Raw genomic sequence first — 17,226 nt, 5'->3', positions numbered from 1 at the left:
ATGCTAAGAAATGATCGATACCGAATGATGGTCGCGCTTGGATTGTTGCTGATTGCATGGGTGTTTATCGGCGCTGTGTCAGCAAAACCTAAATTGATTGAATTGCCGGACTTTGTTGAGTATCAGTTTAAAATGCACCCTGAATCGAATCTCCCGATGGCGAAAATGCAAGCAGGCGAAGCTGCGCTCAATGTGGAGCTTGCGCTCACTTCGCGTTCGCAGATGAATGGCTTAATGCACCGCTATATCTTGCCCCAAAATGCCGGCATGCTCTTTGTCTTTGCGAAAGAAGCGCCTCGCAGTTTTTGGATGAAAAACACGAAAATTCCGCTCGATATTATCTATATTGATGGAAAGGGCGTGGTGGTCGATATCGTGAAAGCAGTGCCGTGTATTGCCGATCCTTGCCCAAGTTACCCCTCTAAAGCGCCGGCGCAATATGTGCTTGAACTTGGGAAAAATGAGAGCGATCGTTTAGGGATCGAGATTGGATATCAATTTAGGCTATCAAATTAATTTTGCGCAGGATTAGCCATAGCCAAACGCGAAAAACTATACTATAATGGCGGACTTAAATGCTGTCATCGCCATTGGCACTTTTAATTTTTGGAGTTTAAAAAAACAATGTTAACAACAGACAAAAAAGCTGAAATTATTGCTGAATTTGCCCGCGCTGAAGGCGACACTGGTTCACCTGAAGTACAAGTTGCACTTTTAACCAATAACATTAACGATTTAAGAGCACACTTTGACGAGCATAAGAAAGATCATCATTCTCGCCAAGGTATGTTAAGAATGGTTAACAAACGTCGTAAATTACTTGATTACTTAAAATCAAAAGATTTAGGTCGTTATCAAGCTTTAATCGAGCGTCTTTCATTACGTCGTTAATTTTAACGTTCGCGTGATGATACGAAGCTTTTGTAATAACGTTTATCAAGATTCCTTCTGTGGAATGGGTAGAGGTTATTGCTAAAATTTAAGAAACCCTCTCCGCTTTGGTGAGGGTTTTTTCTTAAAATCATTTTAAGTACGTAGAAGCGATTAAACGGGGCACTGCTTAAGGGCTCACTTTAACTAGTCTTTAAGCAGTTCCCTAATCTAAAGATGAATTGCTTCTATGTATCCTTTAATTTACAAGTTATTAAAGAGGTATCTATGAAACTTGAAGCAATTAAACAAGAGTTTGAATTAGCCGGTCGTACCGTTACGATCGAAACCCGTGAAATCGGCCGTCAAGCGACGAGCGCAGTGATGGTGGATATTGAAGGCACCACAGTATTTGTTACCTGTGTGGCGTCAAAATCATCGGATCCAAGCCGTGATTTTTTCCCGTTAACGGTTGATTATCAAGAGCGTACTTATGCAGCGGGTAAAATCCCAGGCGGCTTCTTCCGCCGTGAAGGTCGTCCTTCTGAGCATGAGATCTTAGTATCACGCTTAATTGACCGTCCTGTACGTCCACTTTTTGACGAAGCGTTCACGAACGAAGTGCAAATCATTGCAACCGTAATGTCGGTTAATCCTGAAATTGCAACGGACATTGTGGCGTTAATTGGTGCATCTGCTGCGGTTTCAACCGCGGGTCTTCCATTTAATGGCCCAATTGGTGCGGTGCGCGTTGGCTATCAGAATGGCGAATACGTTGTAAACCCAACGCTTTCAGAGCTCAAAACTTCAGATCTTGATCTTGTAGTAGCAGGAACAGAAAGCGCGGTATTAATGGTTGAATCAGAAGCAAACCTTCTTTCTGAAGAAGTGATGCTTGGTGCGGTTATGCACGGTCACGAAGCGATGCAAGTGATCATCAACAACATTAAAGAATTAGCGGGTAAAGTGAATGCGGACGTGTTCCCATTTGAAAAACCTGAGAAAAACCAAGCGCTCGTTGACGCGGTTGAAAAAGAAGCGCGTGCAGGCTTAGAAGCGGCATTCAAACTTCAAGTAAAACAAGAGCGTTCCGATGCGATCTCAGCGGTTCAAGCAAAAGCGATTGAAGCACTGGTAACCGATGCAGACGATAGCTTCACTGAAAGCGAGGTTGTGCGTGAAGTGAGCCGTATTAGCTCAGATGTAGTTCGTGGATCAATCTTACGTGGTGAACCGCGTATTGATGGTCGTGACACCAAAACCGTTCGTCCGATCGAAGTGAAAGTTGGGGTATTACCTCGCACTCACGGTTCAGCACTCTTCACTCGTGGTGAAACCCAAGCGATTGTAGTGGCAACTTTAGGAACAGAGCGTGACGCACAAATCATCGACGCGCTTGAAGGTGAATATAAAGAAAACTTTATGCTTCACTACAACTTCCCTCCCTACTCAGTTGGAGAAACTGGCCGCGTAGGCTCACCAAAACGTCGTGAAATTGGTCACGGCCGTCTTGCAAAACGTGGGGTTCACGCAGTACTTCCTAACATGGAAGAGTATCCATACACCATTCGCGTTGTATCAGAAATCACTGAATCAAACGGTTCAAGCTCAATGGCGTCAGTGTGCGGATCATCGCTTGCATTGATGGATGCGGGCGTTCCATTAAAAGCGCCGGTAGCCGGTGTTGCGATGGGTCTTATCAAAGAAGGCGACGATTACGCCGTTCTTACCGACATCTTAGGTGATGAAGACCACTTAGGCGATATGGACTTTAAAGTTGCAGGAACCAACGAAGGCATCACTGCACTTCAAATGGACATTAAAATCGACGGAATCACCAAAGAGATCATGGAAACCGCGCTTGAACAAGCAAAAGCAGGCCGTCTCCATATCTTGGGTGAAATGAATAAAGTGCTCGATGCATCACGCGATTCAATCTCTGAATTTGCACCTCGCATCACCACCATTCGCATCAACCCAGACAAAATCCGTGACGTAATCGGTAAAGGTGGGGTAACTATCCGCGCCATTACTGAAGAAACGGGGGCGGTAATTGAGATCGAAGATACCGGTGAAGTACGTATCTCTGCAGTGAACAATTCACAAGCGGAAGCAGCGAAAAAACGTATCGAAGATATCACAGCGGATATCGAAATCGGTACCGTATACGAAGCGCCGGTGGTACGTTTAATGGACTTTGGTGCGTTTGTAAACCTTCGCCCAGGTCAAGATGGTATGGTTCATATCTCGCAAATCCCTGCGGAAGAGCGTATCCAAGACATTAACGATTACCTTAAAGTGGGCCAAATCGTTAAAGTTAAAGTGCTTGAGATCGACCGTCAAGGCCGTATTCGTCTCAGCATGAAAGACGTTGAATAAAATTTATTGAATTAACGTAATTTAAGCGCCCTAGATCGTCATTGATGTAGGGCGTTTTTTATGCGGATTTAAAAATGCGGTATAATTAACTGGTACGCGGTATTTGTATTAAAAAGGCGTACATGCGGAATCGATGCATCACGGGGTGTTTATCTTTAAGTAGTTTGAACAATGCCAGATAACGTGGATGCAGACAGTAGAATTAAAAAGAGAGACAAAAATTATGGCAAAGAAAAAACAGGGTGGATCGCGCATTGCCGATAATAAACGGGCGTTCCATGAATATTTTATTGAAGAGCGGCTTGAGGCGGGCATTGCGCTCCAAGGCTGGGAAGTGAAAAGCCTTCGCGATGGGCGCGGGCAGATCAATGAGGCGTATGTCTATATTCGAGATGGGGAAATTTTCCTGATCGGAATGCATATTTCGCCGCTTTTATCGGCGTCAACGCACGTTCGTCCCGATTCAACGCGGACGCGGAAATTGCTGCTCCATCGCCGTGAAATTGACCGATTAACCGGCGCGGTAGACCAAAAGGGTTATGCGCTCGTTCCGCTCAATCTCTATTGGAAAAATGGCCTTGCAAAGGTTGAGATTGGGCTCGGTAAAGGTAAAAAAGCCCATGATAAACGGGCGACCATTAAAGAGCGTGATTGGGATCGTGAGAAGCAGCGTCTCATGCGTCACAAACATCAATAGATTTATTACGCTGACTCATCGAAAAGAATCACAAAGCGCGAGCGCCATCATGGTTGCTTGCGCTTTTTTATTAAATCCGTAAAATCAAAGACTCACCGTTTTAAGAAACGATAACAACAATAACGAACAAGATCCGATTGAGGAATCGTCGGAGGGAGAAGCGATGAAAAAAATAGTCTTTTTAGATGCCGGAACGTTGCCGCGTGCTGAGTTTGCCTTTGATTTTCCATTTGAACTCACGTCCATTAATAATTGCACTCAAGACGAGGTGAAAACCGCGCTAAAGGGGCATGAGATTGCGCTTACCAATAAGGTGCCGATTACGCGGAGCGACATGGAAGCCAATCCCGATTTGAAACTAATTGCGGTGACGGCAACGGGCTTTAATATGATTGATGTGAAGGCAGCGCGTGAGCTTGGCATTACGGTGTGTAATGTCGCCGATTACAGTACGGTGTCTGTGGCGGAACATGCCTTTATGATGATGATTTCGCTTATGCATCGCTTACCCCTTTATCAAAAGCGGATTGAGGACGGTGAGTGGCAGGCTTCTCCCTTTTTTTCCATTTTGGCGGAGCCGATCTACGATCTTGCGGGGAAAACATTAGGGGTCTTCGGCAAAGGGGCGATTGGTTCAAAACTTGGCGAATTTGCCACCTGTTTTGGAATGAAGGTACTCTATGCGGAACGCAAGGGCGCGGATAGGGTGCGAGAGGGCTATGCCGCGTTTGATGAGGTATTAACATCGGCGGATGTGGTTTCGCTCCATGTTCCGTTAAATGAGGATACCGCCAATATGATCGATGCGGAGTCCATTGCGCGCATGAAAAAGGGTGCGATCTTAATTAATGTGAGCCGCGGCGGACTTGTGGATGAATCAGCCCTTGCGGATGCACTACGCAGCGGACAACTTGGTGGCGCGGGCGTAGATGTGGCGACTAAAGAGCCGCCTTTGCAAACCAATCCGCTGTTAGCCAATGATCTGGGTAACTTTATCTTAACGCCCCATTCCGCGTGGGCAAGTGAAGAGGCGGTGGCGCGCCTGATGGTGATTTTACACAATAATATAAATCAGTTTGTTGCGGGGAATCCCGTCAACGTGGTGAATTGAGTGGCGTACATTAAGGTAAATCCGCTGAAAATGAGCCGATGCACTATAGCCAATGATTTAAGAAACCTCTACACTAGTGTGGAGGTTTTTTTGTTGCTCTACGCAACGATCGATCAATAACTGTAAAGGATGACTATGTATTTAGCTTTAAAACATTCCCATACGCTATTTGCGGTGGTTTCGATTCTCTTTTTTAATATTCGATTTTGGGTCTATTTTAGTAAAGCGCGCCCAAAGCTGATTAAAATTGCGCCGCATATTATCGATACCGGCTTTTTTGTGCTCGGGATTGCGCTTATTTTTAATCGTTATTACCATCACGCGATGCCTGCGTGGCTCATCGTAAAACTTATCTTATTGGTTGGATACATCTTTTTTGGCATTTGGGCGATGCGCCAAAACAATCCGCCGAAAAAGCGCTATGTTGGTTACTTTTTGGCCAACGGCATGGTAATCGCTATGCTATACTTAGCCTTCGTTAAGCCAATCATATTTTGATTGATCCAACGCCAAACACGAGCAGTTTGGAGATTTCTTCGGAAATTTGGTCAATTAAAAAAAGATTGAATAATATTTGATCTAGGGGTTGACGAGAACAAAAAGTAAGATATAATAAACATCTTCAAAGACACAGCGCCCATAGCTCAGCTGGATAGAGTACCTGGCTACGAACCAGGCGGTCGGAGGTTCGAATCCTTCTGGGCGCGCCATACAAGAGAAAGCTTCTAGTTTAACTAGAAGCTTTTTTCTTATCTGTAAAATATTTGTGAAGCGTATTTTCCGCTTATAAATAGCGCTCGTCATCTCTCTTCCTAGTCTGGCGATGTTGATTGTCGCGGATTGTTTAGCGGGCTGTTTACAGGCGGGCAATAAAAAACCCAGCGCGGTGGCCGGGCATTTATGAATTTCATATTTCGTATTTTATGTCTCAGATGATCTGAGATTGCATCTATGTCGTATTAGATTTTATCGATGAGCTCGTAGATATAGCGAGGATTGTCGCCTTGACGATAGAAGATAAAATTCTCTTGATAGCTTTTTAAGAAGGTTTCGCGCGCTTCTTTGGTTTCAAACCAACGTTCCGCGACAAAGTCTTTCCCTAATAAATGGGGAAGTGCCATCGGATCGTGTTCTGGAAGCGTCATTTTTACGCCGTATGCTTTATTGCTCATTAATAAACTCCTCGATATCAATTTAATTTAGTTTACTCGATTTAACCACCGGTCATAGACATAATACGACTAATTTTTGTGGTATCAATGGTAAATTCATGTTTTTCTGGTTTTAGATCAATCGCCTTGCGGATTGCCGCTTTCAGCTCATCATCGGAACAATTATCGCGTAACATCTCACGCAGCGGATAAGCCTCATTTTGCCCAAGACACATATAGAGCGTGCCATCGACCGCTAAGCGAACGCGGTTACAGCTTTCGCAGAAATGTTGCGACATCGGCGTGATAAGCCCAAAGGTAAATTCGCCATCGGGGGATTCATAATAGCGCGCAGGGCCATAGCCTAAATGGCGCGTCGTATCGATGAGGCCATACTTTTTCCGGAGCGACTCTAATAATTTAGTCAGATCGCGACCTTCGGTGTTTTGGCCAGTAACACCCATCGGCATCGCTTCAATCAGGCGGAGAATAAATCCATGCTCCATACAAAAGCCGATCATATCGTCGATATCTTGATCGTTAACGCCCACCATCGGCACCATATTGATCTTAATCGGCGAAAATCCTGCCTCTTTTGCCGCTAAAATGCCGCGGAGGACTTTATCACTGCAATCATTGCCGGTAATCGAATGCACTGTTTTCGGATTGAGAGAATCAAGGCTGATGTTAAGACGGCGCAAACCAGCCTCTTTTAAGGGGCGGGCAAGGCCTTCGAGCTGTGTTGCGTTCGTGGTCATTGAGATATCCTCAACGGTTGGAATCGCGCGCATTTCAGAAATGAGATCGGCCACATTTTTGCGTAAAAGTGGCTCGCCCCCGGTGATACGGAAGTTGTGCGTGCCCATTTCAGTAAAGGCATTGACGACCCGTAAAATCTCATCAAAGGTGAGCCAGTTTTTATTGACTTCAAATCCCTTGAAGCCTTTGGGAATACAATATGTACAGCGTAAATCACAGCGATCCGTCACTGAGATGCGTACATAATCGATTTTCCGTCCAAATTGATCTATTAACATTCCTTGTTCCTCTCTCAACATTCGAGTTACAAGTTAAGGTCCTTAATGCAATCCGCAAGAAGCTCAACTTTCTTCGTTTGGGTAAATTCTTTTCGATACACTAATACAACGCGGCGTTTGGGTACCGGATCTTTGAAGGGCACATAGGCCAAAAACTCTTCAAGATGATCTTGCATTAATGCATATTTAGGCAGTACCGAGATATCGTGGCCTGCTGCAACAATGTTACGAATGGTTTCAAGGGAGTGGTGATGGGATTGCGTTGCGTTGATCTCTTTACATTGATCGATAATTTGATCACGGAAACAGTGGCCAACATTGAGTAAAAGCGGATTGTATTCGTGAATTTCGCTAGCGCTGATCTCTTTACGTTTTGAGAGCGGGTGATCTTTTGGCGTGATCACATAAAAAGGTTCTTCGTAAAGTTCAATAATCTCAAAGGTGGGATCAGAAACGGGAAGGGCCATAATGGCTGCATCAATTTCGCCCGTTTTTAACATGGGAATGAGATTCTCCGTTAAATTTTCATAGATATTGAGCGAAAGATCCGGTGCGCGATCGCGAAGCGAAGGAATAATCTTTGGTAAGAGATAGGGCGCAATGGTAAAGATGATCCCGAGTTTGAATTCACCGTCTAATGAGTCGGAATCGATGCTAAGCGATCTGAGTTCATTGACAAGCTCAAAGATTTGGCGTGCTTTAGGGAGTGCCTCTTGGCCCGCCGCAGTGAGTAAGACTTCGTTGGTGGTGCGTTCAAAGAGTGAGACGCCCATTGAGTATTCTAAGTTTTTAATCCCAATGGATAATGCAGGTTGAGAAATAAAACATTTTTGAGCCGCTCGGCCAAAATGCTTTTCTTCGGCAACAGCAATAAAATAACGCAGTTCGTTTAGTTTCATGCCTACTCCATAAATCGTACATTGTAATGATTGAGTGTAGTTAAAATTTTATCATATTGGTAAAAATTATTTAGCTTATCTCCTCTTTTAACCTACTTATGAGGCTGATTATCCATTTCGGTTGAATAATGATTCACCAAATCTAAATATCTTGCTATCATGATGAGTGTAGTAAGGGTTTTGAGAACCTAGAGTTTTACAGGCTTTTCAGAGGGGGGTCTTAAAATGAGAAAAATTTTAGAGAAAATGCCGTGATTTTTTTACAATTTTCAGAGGGGGGTTGTAAAAAGGCTTTATTATATTCTTTGTTCGCGCTAAAATAGGTCATTATGTAGATAATAAGGCGATATAAAAAAGCGATCATTTATCTCAAAAAATTAAAAACAGAGATCAGCGTACAAAACTTAATGCTTTGTGGGTTGAAATGATTTTTATGTACCACTAAATATTAATATAAGAGCGAGAATATGAAACTGATTGATAAATTTAGCAAGTACTCAGCGCTATATGGGGCTAACGCACCCTATATTGAAGAGATGTACGAATCCTATCTTGCAGATCCAAATTCAGTTGGGGAGAATTGGCAGGAGTATTTTAAAGAATACCGCGACGGACGAACCCAAGATGTGGCGCACGGTCCCATCAAAGCATCGTTCGAGCATTTAGCACGCCAAGGTCGTAGACCGTGTGCTTCTGCAGGAATGGATCACGTAGCATCGGAGAAACAGACCGCAGTATTAAAATTAATTGACGCATATAGACGCAGAGGGCATCAAGTAGCAAGCTTATGCCCTCTTAATTTGCGTGAACGCCAAGACGTTCCTGAATTATCATTGGGTTATCATGGGTTGTCGAACGCCGATTTAGAGACCGAGTTTAACACTGGCGGTCTTTGTGGCGTGCCGCACATGACCTTAAGACAAATTCTTGAAATTCTCGATCGTACCTATATTAATCATGTGGGCGTTGAGTATATGCATATCACCGATCACGATGAGCGTAACTGGATTCAGTCACGTTTAGAGAGCACCGGTGAAGCGATTCAATTCTCAGACGATGAGAAAAAAGAGACTTTAAAAGAGCTTGTTTCGGCAGAAGGCCTTGAGCGCTATCTTCATATGCGTTACGTGGGGCAAAAACGCTTCTCACTGGAAGGTGGGGACGCATTTATTCCATTAATGCATGAACTCGTTAATTGTGCGTCAGATAAAGATGCGGAAGAGATCGTGATCGGAATGGCTCACCGTGGCCGTTTAAACATGTTAGTGAACGTGCTTGGTAAAGCGCCGAAAGATCTTTTCGATGAGTTCGAAGGAAAACCAACCTTTACTACAGGTTCAGGTGACGTTAAATACCATATGGGTTTCTCGTCAACGGTTGAAACACGTAATAAGCCCGTGCATTTAGCGCTTTCATTTAACCCATCGCACTTAGAGATCGTTGATCCGGTGGTTGAAGGGTCGGTGCGCGCACGTTTAGAACGTCGTCTTACTAAAGAACAAAATCGTCTTCAATACAATAAAGTGTTACCGGTCTTAATTCACGGGGACGCATCCTTTGCAGGGCAAGGGGTTGTGATGGAAACGATGCAGCTCTCGAAAGTTCGAGGCTATAGCTGTGGTGGTACGGTTCACATTGTGATCAATAACCAGATCGGATTCACCACATCAAACCCATTAGACGTTCGTTCAGCGACCTATTGTACGGATGCGGCGAAAATTATTCAGGCACCAATCTTCCATGTGAATGGCGATGATCCTGAAGCGGTGCGTTTTGTAACGCAAACGGCGCTTGCTTATCGTCAAACCTTTAATAAAGACGTGGTCATTGACTTAGTTTGTTATCGCCGTCTAGGCCATAACGAGGCGGATGAGCCAAGTGCAACCCAACCAATGATGTATAAATTGATCAAAGCCCATAAAACACCGGCGGAGATCTATGCGGATAAATTGATCGCAGAAGGCGTGATTACCGCAGAAGAGTACAAAGCTTACACTAAAGAGTATCGCGAATTACTTGAGCTTGGTAAACCGGTTGGTTTCCCCGTGACCGATACTCTTAATATGGCGTATGTTGATGAGTGGAATCGCATCTTAGAGCACCAAGCAAAATTTGGTACCGATCAAGATGAGAAACCGAATACCGCCGTGGATGTGGCGCGCATTAAAGATCTCACTGAGAAAATGCACGAGCTTCCCGAAGGCGTGACCCTTCACCCCCGTGTTCAACGCATTCACGATAACCGTTACAAAATGGGATCGGGCGCACTTGAGATGGATTGGGGCTTTGCAGAAACCATGGCGTATGCAACGCTTCTCGAAGAGGGCTATCCGGTGCGTATTTCTGGGCAAGACTCAGGACGCGGCACCTTCTTCCATCGTCACGCGGTTTATCACAACCAAAATGATGGTTCGAGCTATGTGCCATTAGCGCATATTGCCGATGATCAAGCGCGTTTCACTGTGATTGACTCAATCCTTTCAGAAGAAGCGGTGCTTGGATTTGAGTACGGTTATTCAACGGCAGAACCGAATAGCTTAGTGATTTGGGAAGCGCAATTTGGTGACTTCGTCAACGGTGCGCAAGTGGTGATTGACCAATTTATCGCATCGAGTGAAACCAAATGGCGCCGTCTCAGTGGGCTTGTGATGCTTCTTCCACACGGTTATGAAGGGCAAGGACCTGAGCACTCCTCAGCACGTCCTGAGCGTTTCTTACAGCTTTGTGCAGAAAACAATATGTCATTTGTGGTGCCAACCACGCCTGCGCAAGCGTTCCATATGTTCCGCCGTCAAATGCTGCAAGATTATCGTAAACCGCTTGTCTGTATGTCGCCTAAGAGCTTATTAAGACATCGCCAAGCTGTGAGCACTTTAGAGGATCTAAGCGAAGGCCAATTTATGCCGGTGATTCCAGAGATCGAAGAGATCAACAATCGCCAGGTTGAAAAAGTGGTAATCAGCGTTGGTAAGATCTATTACGATTTAGTCAATGCCCGTGCGGAAAAAGGCATCGAAAACACAGCCATCATTCGTTTAGAAGAGATCTATCCATTCCCAACGAAAGTACTTTCAGAGATCTTAGCGGACTATCCAAAAGCCAAAGAGATTGTCTTCTGTCAAGATGAGCCTGCAAACCAAGGTTACGCCGTGTTTGTACGTGAATATCTTGAAGAGATTGTGGATAAATCATCCGTTTTACGCTTTGCAACACGTCCAAAAGCGGCAGCGCCTGCGGTCGGTTACAACAGCTATCACATTGAACAACAAAATGCGCTCATCGAAGATGTGTTTGCATAACATTTAAAATAACCATTTAAGAACTATTTTTAGTAGGAGAAAATCCAACATGAGTACAGAAATCAAAGTTCCTGTTTTACCTGAGTCGGTAGCAGATGCGACCTTAGCAGCATGGCATAAAGGTGTGGGCGATTTTGTTGAAGAAGGCGATAACCTCGTTGATCTTGAAACCGACAAAGTAATGCTCGAAGTACCTGCAACGGTTAGCGGTACGATCAAAGAGATCTTAGTTGAAGAAGGGACAGACGTAACTGAAGGGACTGTTTTAGCGGTGATCGAAGCCGGTGAAGCAGCCGCAGCGCCTGCAGCAAAAGAGGAAGCGCCTGTAGCTGAGAGCGCCGATGATGCAGCGATGTCACCAACGGTTCGCCGTTTAGTGGAAGAGAACAATCTCGACATCACGCAAATCCCAGCGACCGGTAAAAACGGCCGTCACGTTAAAGAAGATATCGAAAACTTCTTAAACGCACAAAAAGCACCGAAGAAAGAAGCGCCAAAAGCGGCAGCAGCCCCAGCAGCAGCGATTCCTCAAGGTGAGCGCGTTGAGCAGCGTGTGCCAATGACACGTCTCCGTGCACGTATTGCAGAGCGCCTCTTAGAAGCGTCGAACACGACAGCAATGCTCACAACGTTCAACGAAATCAACATGCGTCCTGTGATGGAGATGCGTAAAAAGTATCAAGATCAATTCACCAAAACTCATGATGTGCGCTTAGGCTTCATGTCATTTTTCATCAAAGCAGCGGTTGAAGCGCTTAAGAAATACCCAGCGGTGAACGCATCGATCGACGGTAACGACATCGTATATCATGGTTATTTCGATATCGGGGTTGCGGTATCATCGCCTCGCGGTTTAGTGGTGCCAATTATCCGTGATGCAGACCAATTAAGCTTTGCAGAGATCGAAAAACAGATCATCGAATATGCAACTAAAGCGAAAGAAGGTACGCTCACTATCGAAGAGATGACCGGCGGTACATTCACCATCACTAACGGTGGTGTGTTCGGTTCAATGATGTCTACACCGATCATTAACCCACCTCAAAGCGGTATCTTAGGTATGCACAAAACCTATGAGCGTCCTATCGCTGAAAATGGTGAAATCGTGATTGCGCCAATGATGTATGTTGCGCACTCATACGACCACAGAATTATTGACGGTAAAGAAGCGGTTGGTTTCTTAGTGGCGATCAAAGAAGCGCTCGAAGATCCAGCAAGCATGCTTTTAGAACTCTAATTAAAGACCGTCACACAGTACTAAAGGATTTTTTAGACTATGGCTAAAAAAGAATATGATGTAATCGTAATCGGTGGGGGTCCCGCCGGCTACGTCACGGCTATCCGTGCAGCACAACTCGGGCTTAAAACCGCTTGCGTTGAAAAATGGATCGGAAAAGATGGTAAACCAGCGTTAGGCGGAACCTGCTTAAACGTAGGCTGTATCCCATCAAAGGCACTTTTAGAATCATCGCATCACTTCAGCACCGCAAAAGAAGAATTTGCAACGCACGGTGTTAAAGTGGGTGGCGTCGGCATTGATGTTGAACAGATGATTGGTAATAAAGATGGCATCGTTAGCCAATTAACCGGCGGTATCGCGATGCTCTTTAAAGCTAATAAAGTCGATTGGCTTCAAGGTACCGGTAAACTGCTTGTGGAAAAACAGGTAGAAGTTACTGATCACGAAGGCAAGGTTGAGACCTACAGCGCGAAAGATGTGGTATTAGCCACGGGATCAGTTCCGGTGGATATCGCAGCAGCGCCGGTGGATAATGCACGCATTATCGATTCAACGGGTGCACTTAACTTAACGGAAGTACCAAAACGTTTAGGTGTGATTGGTGCGGGCGTTATTGGGCTTGAGATGGCGAGCGTTTGGGGCCGATTAGGCGCTGAAGTGGTGATCTTTGAAGCGATGGACGAGTTTTTAGCGGCGGCAGATATGCATGCCTCTAAAGAAGCGGCGCGTCATTTCAAAAAACAAGGCTTAGACATTCGTTTAGGTGCGCGCGTTAAATCCACTTCATCGACGAAGAAAACCGTTACGGTCATCTACGAAGATGCGAAAGGCGAGCACGAAGAGAAATTTGATTATCTTCTCGTTGCCGTTGGCCGTAAACCCTATACTGACAACATTGTTGACCCAGCGGTTGATCTCTTAATGGATGGTAATTTCGTTCACGCGAATGATGATTGCTCCACCAATATCCCCGGCATTTGGGCGATTGGTGACTTAGTGCGCGGCCCAATGCTTGCACACAAAGGATCGGCAGAAGGGATCGCGGTAGCACAGCGTATTGCAGGACAATATGCACGGGTTAATTACAATGCCATTCCATGGGTTATCTATACTGATCCTGAAATTGCATGGGTTGGTAAAACTGAGCAAGCGTGTAAACAAGAAGGGATCGAGATTAAAACGAGTACCTTCCCATTTGCAGCCTCAGGCCGCGCGAAAGCGATGGGTCGTGATGGCGGCTTAGTGAAGTTAATCGCAGATGCGAAAACAGATCGTCTCCTCGGCGCTCACATTGTGGGCCCAAATGCATCTGAATTAATCCACGAGGCAGTGATTGTGATTGAGTTTGGCGGAACGGCTGAAGATATCGCCAGCACAATCCATGCGCACCCAACTTTAGCAGAAGGGTTAATGGAAGCGGCGATGGGAATCGACAAACGTGCGATTCATATGATGAACCGTTAAGTTTCGGCATCTAAAAACGTATTAATATTTAGTAAACCAAATAATTAACAATAAAAGCGTAAGCATGAACTCCTTTAGAGGAATTTGGCTTACGCTTTTTTATTGATGAGATTTCTAACGTATCAAAATAGGAAGGATCGAGCGTACTCTTTATCAGAATCGTCAATCAAGTCAATGGTTGTAAGGGTGATTTTTTGGTTAAAACTGATAGCGATAATAGAGGTGATAGCTTTCGATGCCTTGGTTCGGTTTTTTAAAGCCCGCGTTTGAATAGTGTATTGCGCGGATACCGAGTACGTGGCGATTATTAATGCGTACCCCTGCACCGATGCGATCTTCAAAATGAAGGGCGCTTCCCATATCTTGATCACCTACTTTTGTGCCACTAAAAAGAGCTAAACCGATGCCGGCTTCGATAAAGGGTTTATAGGTGCTATTGCCGGTAAATTCGTAGACAAGTACCGGGCTTGCACTGATGGAGTAGCGGGTTTTATCAAAATTACCTTTATCCCAAAAGGTGAGTCCGACATCCCAATAACCGGTTAAACGGCCACTATCGCTGACAAACCATTCTGATTGCCAAGCGTCTGTTGCGCCGATTCGAAGCGTGGTTTGACCTTCGCCGGTTGAACCTACGGCGCCACTAAAATCCCACGCTGAGGCGTAAGACGAGAGCAGTAATGTAACGATGATTGAAAGTTGTTTCATATATAATTTTTAGGGATTTGGTTGAAATTATAAAGATAAGGGGATCATAATAAATCAAATTGAACCTACGTTCAAATTAAACATTCAATCATTTAACAATGAGTGGACAAACCGGCGTTATGCACTAAATTTAGGTACAATAAAGAGTTAGATTGAGTAAAAAGAGTGGAGCATATGGCATATTTACCCGCAGAAGAGCGGAAACAATCGATTATTAATGCTGCAAAACGCGTGATTGTGCGTGATGGATTTGGCAAGTTGACGATTCGGAGCGTCGTGGAAGAGGCGAGTGTTTCGATGGGGTTGGTGCATCACTATTTTAAATCCACCTCGGAATTAAAGCGGGAAGCGCTATGCCAATATAATCAAAAGTTTTGCGCCGAATATGAGCTCGATCGCCACCGATTTTCTCCGCTCGAGAATATTAAACGCCTCTTTGCAGACCTTATTCACGATGATAAAGCGCTCTATCATAAGTTATGGCTTGAAGTGTGGTTAGAAGCGCAGACCGATCCGCTCATCGGGGAGGCATTTCATGAGATCTCTCAATATTTTCATGATGCGATTGTCTATGAGATTCGTCGTGGCATGGAAGCGGGGATCACCGAAGAGACGACTGAAGAGGCAATGTCTCATTGTGCGTGGCGTTTAATTTCGTTATCACTTGGTATGGGGACCCTTTCAAATCACCACATTAATCAATTAAGCGTTAGTGATGCTCGAAAACAGATGAAATGGGAGATCGAAAAGACACTCGGAGTAAATTCGGCGCGTTAAAAAGCGCGCGGGAAACGATGTAACTTATTGAAACTATCGATCTTTCGCGCAATGATTAATCAAACAATAAAAAAGAGCAGAAAAAGGTTTGACAATATTAGGCTTCACTTGTAATATACCAATCCTCAGCTCGACGGAGCAATCCGAAAAGCGCGACGAAGTCCCTATCGTCTAGAGGCCTAGGACACCGCCCTTTCACGGCGGCAACCGGGGTTCGAATCCCCGTAGGGACGCCAGTTTTAAAAGCCTGATTAAGCAATTAATCAGGCTTTTTTCATATTTCAAGAATATGTTTTAAGAAATAATAAAAACAAAATAAACAGAAAATAAAAAACCACCAAGCCTTGATGAAATGTCGCTACTTAGATCGTGTACGATGAGCGAGAGATCGGTAAGGCTCGGTGGTTTTGTGCAGATACTAAAGGGATCGGCTTAAATGATTTAATAAAATCCCCTTAGCATCGACTCGTTTAGCATTGTGTGCGTTACAGCATAATGCGCTGGCCAAGTTGGTCGGCGACTAAAATGGCGTTCGCAATGAGCTCTTCGGTCACAGGGAAGGGCATATTCCCCATGGTTTTATCTTCTTTTAAGCTCTCTTTCGCAACGAGTAGCGCTTTCTCTTCGATATTTTCGGTGACACCCAATTCCGCAAGCGTGGTTGGAAGATCGAGTGCTTGGCAGAAATCGATAATCATCTCAATCTCTTCGCTCTCCGCATTTTCCAACACGAGTTGTACGATCGTACCGAAGGCTACTTTTTCCCCGTGCAGGTATTCATGAGTTTCAGGCAAGATGGTAAAACCATCATGCACCGCGTGCGCTGCTGCAAGGCCGCCACTTTCAAAACCGATTCCGCTTAAATAGGTATTGGCTTCCACGACGTTCATAAGCGCTTGAGATGAATGACCCGCATCGGCCGAGAGTTTTGCTTTAATCCCATCTTCAAGGAGGGTCTCAAGGCAGAGTTCTGCGAGCGCCATCGACGCTTTAGAGGCAAATTTACCAGTCATCGTAGGTTTATAGGCTGCTTGACAGGCGCGTGCTTCATAATAAGTGGCTAGGGCATCCCCAATTCCCGCAACGAGCAGGCGCGATGGCGCTTTTGCGATAATATCGGTATCCACTAAAACAACGTTCGGGTTTTCTGGTAAGAAGAGATAATCTTCCACTTCACCGCTATCGGTATAGATCACCGCGACTGCACTTGTGGGCGCATCGGTTGAGGCGGCTGTTGGCACAATAATCATCGGTTTTTTGAGATAAAATGCTACGGATTTTGCCGCATCGAGGGTCTTTCCGCCCCCAATACCGACAATGACCCCGGAATTGCCCTTTTCAGCGATCGCTTGTACGCGACGGATTTCGTTATAACTGCATTCACCTTGAAACTCTTCAAGGGTGAGTGTGAGCGTGGAGTCTTTAAAGCTCTCCTTGATGGTATCGCCGTAGGTTTTGAGGATAAATGAATCGATCAAAACAAACACTTCTTGATCGCTGTAGGCTTCGCAATAGGTAGGGAGATTGGTAATCTCGTAGGGGCCTTGGATATATTTTGCAGGGGATTGAATCTGGATAGTGCTCATAAAATCTC

At 45.0% G+C, this 17,226-nt stretch carries 15 protein-coding genes and 2 tRNA genes; 12 read left to right on the top strand and 5 right to left on the bottom strand.

Annotated features, from left to right (window positions below):
- The 7 genes from OXI21_RS00490 to OXI21_RS00460 all read left to right on the top strand — a co-directional run bounded on the left by OXI21_RS00490 (position 1) and on the right by OXI21_RS00460 (position 5,767).
- Complete coding sequence (locus tag OXI21_RS00490) at positions 1–516, top strand: DUF192 domain-containing protein (protein WP_279617587.1); 516 nt, start codon at positions 1–3, stop codon at positions 514–516.
- Between the two features lie 108 nt (positions 517–624).
- Positions 625–891: a 30S ribosomal protein S15 gene (gene rpsO, locus OXI21_RS00485; RefSeq protein ID WP_279617586.1), complete on the top strand. Its 267-nt coding sequence runs from the start codon at positions 625–627 to the stop codon at positions 889–891.
- A 267-nt stretch (positions 892–1,158) separates the two neighbouring features.
- Entirely contained in the window at positions 1,159–3,249 is a 2,091-nt protein-coding gene (gene pnp, locus OXI21_RS00480) for a polyribonucleotide nucleotidyltransferase (RefSeq protein ID WP_279617585.1), read from the top strand.
- Between the two features lie 223 nt (positions 3,250–3,472).
- Positions 3,473–3,946, top strand: coding sequence for an SsrA-binding protein SmpB (gene smpB, locus OXI21_RS00475; protein ID WP_279617584.1), 474 nt, complete (start codon positions 3,473–3,475; stop codon positions 3,944–3,946).
- Positions 3,947–4,109: 163 nt separating this feature from the next.
- The gene (locus OXI21_RS00470) at positions 4,110–5,057 is read left to right on the top strand and encodes a D-2-hydroxyacid dehydrogenase (protein ID WP_279617583.1); all 948 of its coding nucleotides are present in this window, start codon (positions 4,110–4,112) and stop codon (positions 5,055–5,057) included.
- 135 nt (positions 5,058–5,192) lie between these two features.
- Positions 5,193–5,555 carry a SirB2 family protein gene (locus OXI21_RS00465; RefSeq protein WP_279617582.1) on the top strand — a complete coding sequence of 121 codons (363 nt, stop codon included), beginning with the start codon at positions 5,193–5,195 and terminating at the stop codon, positions 5,553–5,555.
- 135 nt (positions 5,556–5,690) lie between these two features.
- Positions 5,691–5,767: transfer RNA gene (locus OXI21_RS00460), tRNA-Arg, on the top strand.
- A gap of 249 nt (positions 5,768–6,016) precedes the next feature.
- Here the strand turns inward: OXI21_RS00460 and OXI21_RS00455 are convergent.
- Genes OXI21_RS00455 through OXI21_RS00445 form a run of 3 tightly spaced genes read right to left on the bottom strand, consistent with a single transcriptional unit; the run spans position 6,017 to position 8,144 of the window.
- Positions 6,017–6,229, bottom strand: a complete 213-nt coding sequence (locus OXI21_RS00455; protein WP_279617581.1) for a hypothetical protein — start codon at positions 6,227–6,229, stop codon at positions 6,017–6,019.
- Positions 6,230–6,270: 41 nt separating this feature from the next.
- Entirely contained in the window at positions 6,271–7,245 is a 975-nt protein-coding gene (gene moaA / locus OXI21_RS00450) for a GTP 3',8-cyclase MoaA (protein WP_279617580.1), read from the bottom strand.
- A gap of 26 nt (positions 7,246–7,271) precedes the next feature.
- Positions 7,272–8,144, bottom strand: coding sequence for a LysR substrate-binding domain-containing protein (locus tag OXI21_RS00445; protein WP_279617579.1), 873 nt, complete (start codon positions 8,142–8,144; stop codon positions 7,272–7,274).
- Between the two features lie 467 nt (positions 8,145–8,611).
- Here OXI21_RS00445 and OXI21_RS00440 point away from each other — a divergent pair, with 467 nt between their 5' ends.
- From OXI21_RS00440 to lpdA, 3 genes are read left to right on the top strand one after another with little or no spacing between them, the layout of a single operon-like run.
- On the top strand, positions 8,612–11,443 hold the full coding sequence (locus OXI21_RS00440; protein ID WP_279617578.1) for a 2-oxoglutarate dehydrogenase E1 component: 2,832 nt from the start codon (positions 8,612–8,614) through the stop codon (positions 11,441–11,443).
- 49 nt (positions 11,444–11,492) lie between these two features.
- On the top strand, positions 11,493–12,680 hold the full coding sequence (odhB, locus tag OXI21_RS00435) for a 2-oxoglutarate dehydrogenase complex dihydrolipoyllysine-residue succinyltransferase (protein ID WP_279617577.1): 1,188 nt from the start codon (positions 11,493–11,495) through the stop codon (positions 12,678–12,680).
- A 39-nt stretch (positions 12,681–12,719) separates the two neighbouring features.
- Entirely contained in the window at positions 12,720–14,147 is a 1,428-nt protein-coding gene (lpdA, locus tag OXI21_RS00430) for a dihydrolipoyl dehydrogenase (RefSeq protein WP_279617576.1), read from the top strand.
- A 198-nt stretch (positions 14,148–14,345) separates the two neighbouring features.
- On the opposite strand, the gene OXI21_RS00425 is transcribed toward lpdA, so the two are convergent.
- The gene (locus OXI21_RS00425; RefSeq protein ID WP_279617575.1) at positions 14,346–14,855 is read right to left on the bottom strand and encodes an acyloxyacyl hydrolase; all 510 of its coding nucleotides are present in this window, start codon (positions 14,853–14,855) and stop codon (positions 14,346–14,348) included.
- A 174-nt stretch (positions 14,856–15,029) separates the two neighbouring features.
- On the opposite strand from OXI21_RS00425, the gene OXI21_RS00420 reads away from it, so the two are divergent.
- Together OXI21_RS00420 and OXI21_RS00415 are read left to right on the top strand one after the other, a co-directional pair.
- A complete protein-coding gene (locus OXI21_RS00420) occupies positions 15,030–15,632 on the top strand; it encodes a TetR family transcriptional regulator (protein WP_279617574.1) in 603 nt (200 codons plus the stop codon).
- A gap of 160 nt (positions 15,633–15,792) precedes the next feature.
- Positions 15,793–15,868, top strand: a tRNA-Glu gene (locus OXI21_RS00415).
- A 249-nt stretch (positions 15,869–16,117) separates the two neighbouring features.
- Here the strand turns inward: OXI21_RS00415 and OXI21_RS00410 are convergent.
- On the bottom strand, positions 16,118–17,218 hold the full coding sequence (locus OXI21_RS00410) for a glycerol dehydrogenase (RefSeq protein ID WP_279617573.1): 1,101 nt from the start codon (positions 17,216–17,218) through the stop codon (positions 16,118–16,120).
- Between the last annotated feature and the right edge of the window lie 8 nt (positions 17,219–17,226).

It is taken from the genome of Ignatzschineria sp. RMDPL8A (genome assembly GCF_029815055.1).
Lineage (GTDB): Bacteria > Pseudomonadota > Gammaproteobacteria > Cardiobacteriales > Wohlfahrtiimonadaceae > CALZBJ01.
This window is presented reverse-complemented; position numbering and strand designations above follow the sequence as displayed.

Bases quoted from the DNA above. Each gene is read 5' to 3' on its own strand.
- OXI21_RS00445 (WP_279617579.1), bottom strand. From the start codon at position 8,144: ATGAAACTAAACGAACTGCGTTATTTTATTGCTGTTGCCGAAGAAAAG.
- smpB (WP_279617584.1), top strand. From the start codon at position 3,473: ATGGCAAAGAAAAAACAGGGTGGATCGCGCATTGCCGATAATAAACGG.
- OXI21_RS00425 (WP_279617575.1), bottom strand. From the start codon at position 14,855: ATGAAACAACTTTCAATCATCGTTACATTACTGCTCTCGTCTTACGCC.
- moaA (WP_279617580.1), bottom strand. From the start codon at position 7,245: ATGTTAATAGATCAATTTGGACGGAAAATCGATTATGTACGCATCTCA.
- odhB (WP_279617577.1), top strand. From the start codon at position 11,493: ATGAGTACAGAAATCAAAGTTCCTGTTTTACCTGAGTCGGTAGCAGAT.
- OXI21_RS00490 (WP_279617587.1), top strand. From the start codon at position 1: ATGCTAAGAAATGATCGATACCGAATGATGGTCGCGCTTGGATTGTTG.
- OXI21_RS00410 (WP_279617573.1), bottom strand. From the start codon at position 17,218: ATGAGCACTATCCAGATTCAATCCCCTGCAAAATATATCCAAGGCCCC.
- OXI21_RS00465 (WP_279617582.1), top strand. From the start codon at position 5,193: ATGTATTTAGCTTTAAAACATTCCCATACGCTATTTGCGGTGGTTTCG.
- OXI21_RS00470 (WP_279617583.1), top strand. From the start codon at position 4,110: ATGAAAAAAATAGTCTTTTTAGATGCCGGAACGTTGCCGCGTGCTGAG.
- OXI21_RS00455 (WP_279617581.1), bottom strand. From the start codon at position 6,229: ATGAGCAATAAAGCATACGGCGTAAAAATGACGCTTCCAGAACACGAT.
- OXI21_RS00420 (WP_279617574.1), top strand. From the start codon at position 15,030: ATGGCATATTTACCCGCAGAAGAGCGGAAACAATCGATTATTAATGCT.
- rpsO (WP_279617586.1), top strand. From the start codon at position 625: ATGTTAACAACAGACAAAAAAGCTGAAATTATTGCTGAATTTGCCCGC.
- pnp (WP_279617585.1), top strand. From the start codon at position 1,159: ATGAAACTTGAAGCAATTAAACAAGAGTTTGAATTAGCCGGTCGTACC.
- OXI21_RS00440 (WP_279617578.1), top strand. From the start codon at position 8,612: ATGAAACTGATTGATAAATTTAGCAAGTACTCAGCGCTATATGGGGCT.
- lpdA (WP_279617576.1), top strand. From the start codon at position 12,720: ATGGCTAAAAAAGAATATGATGTAATCGTAATCGGTGGGGGTCCCGCC.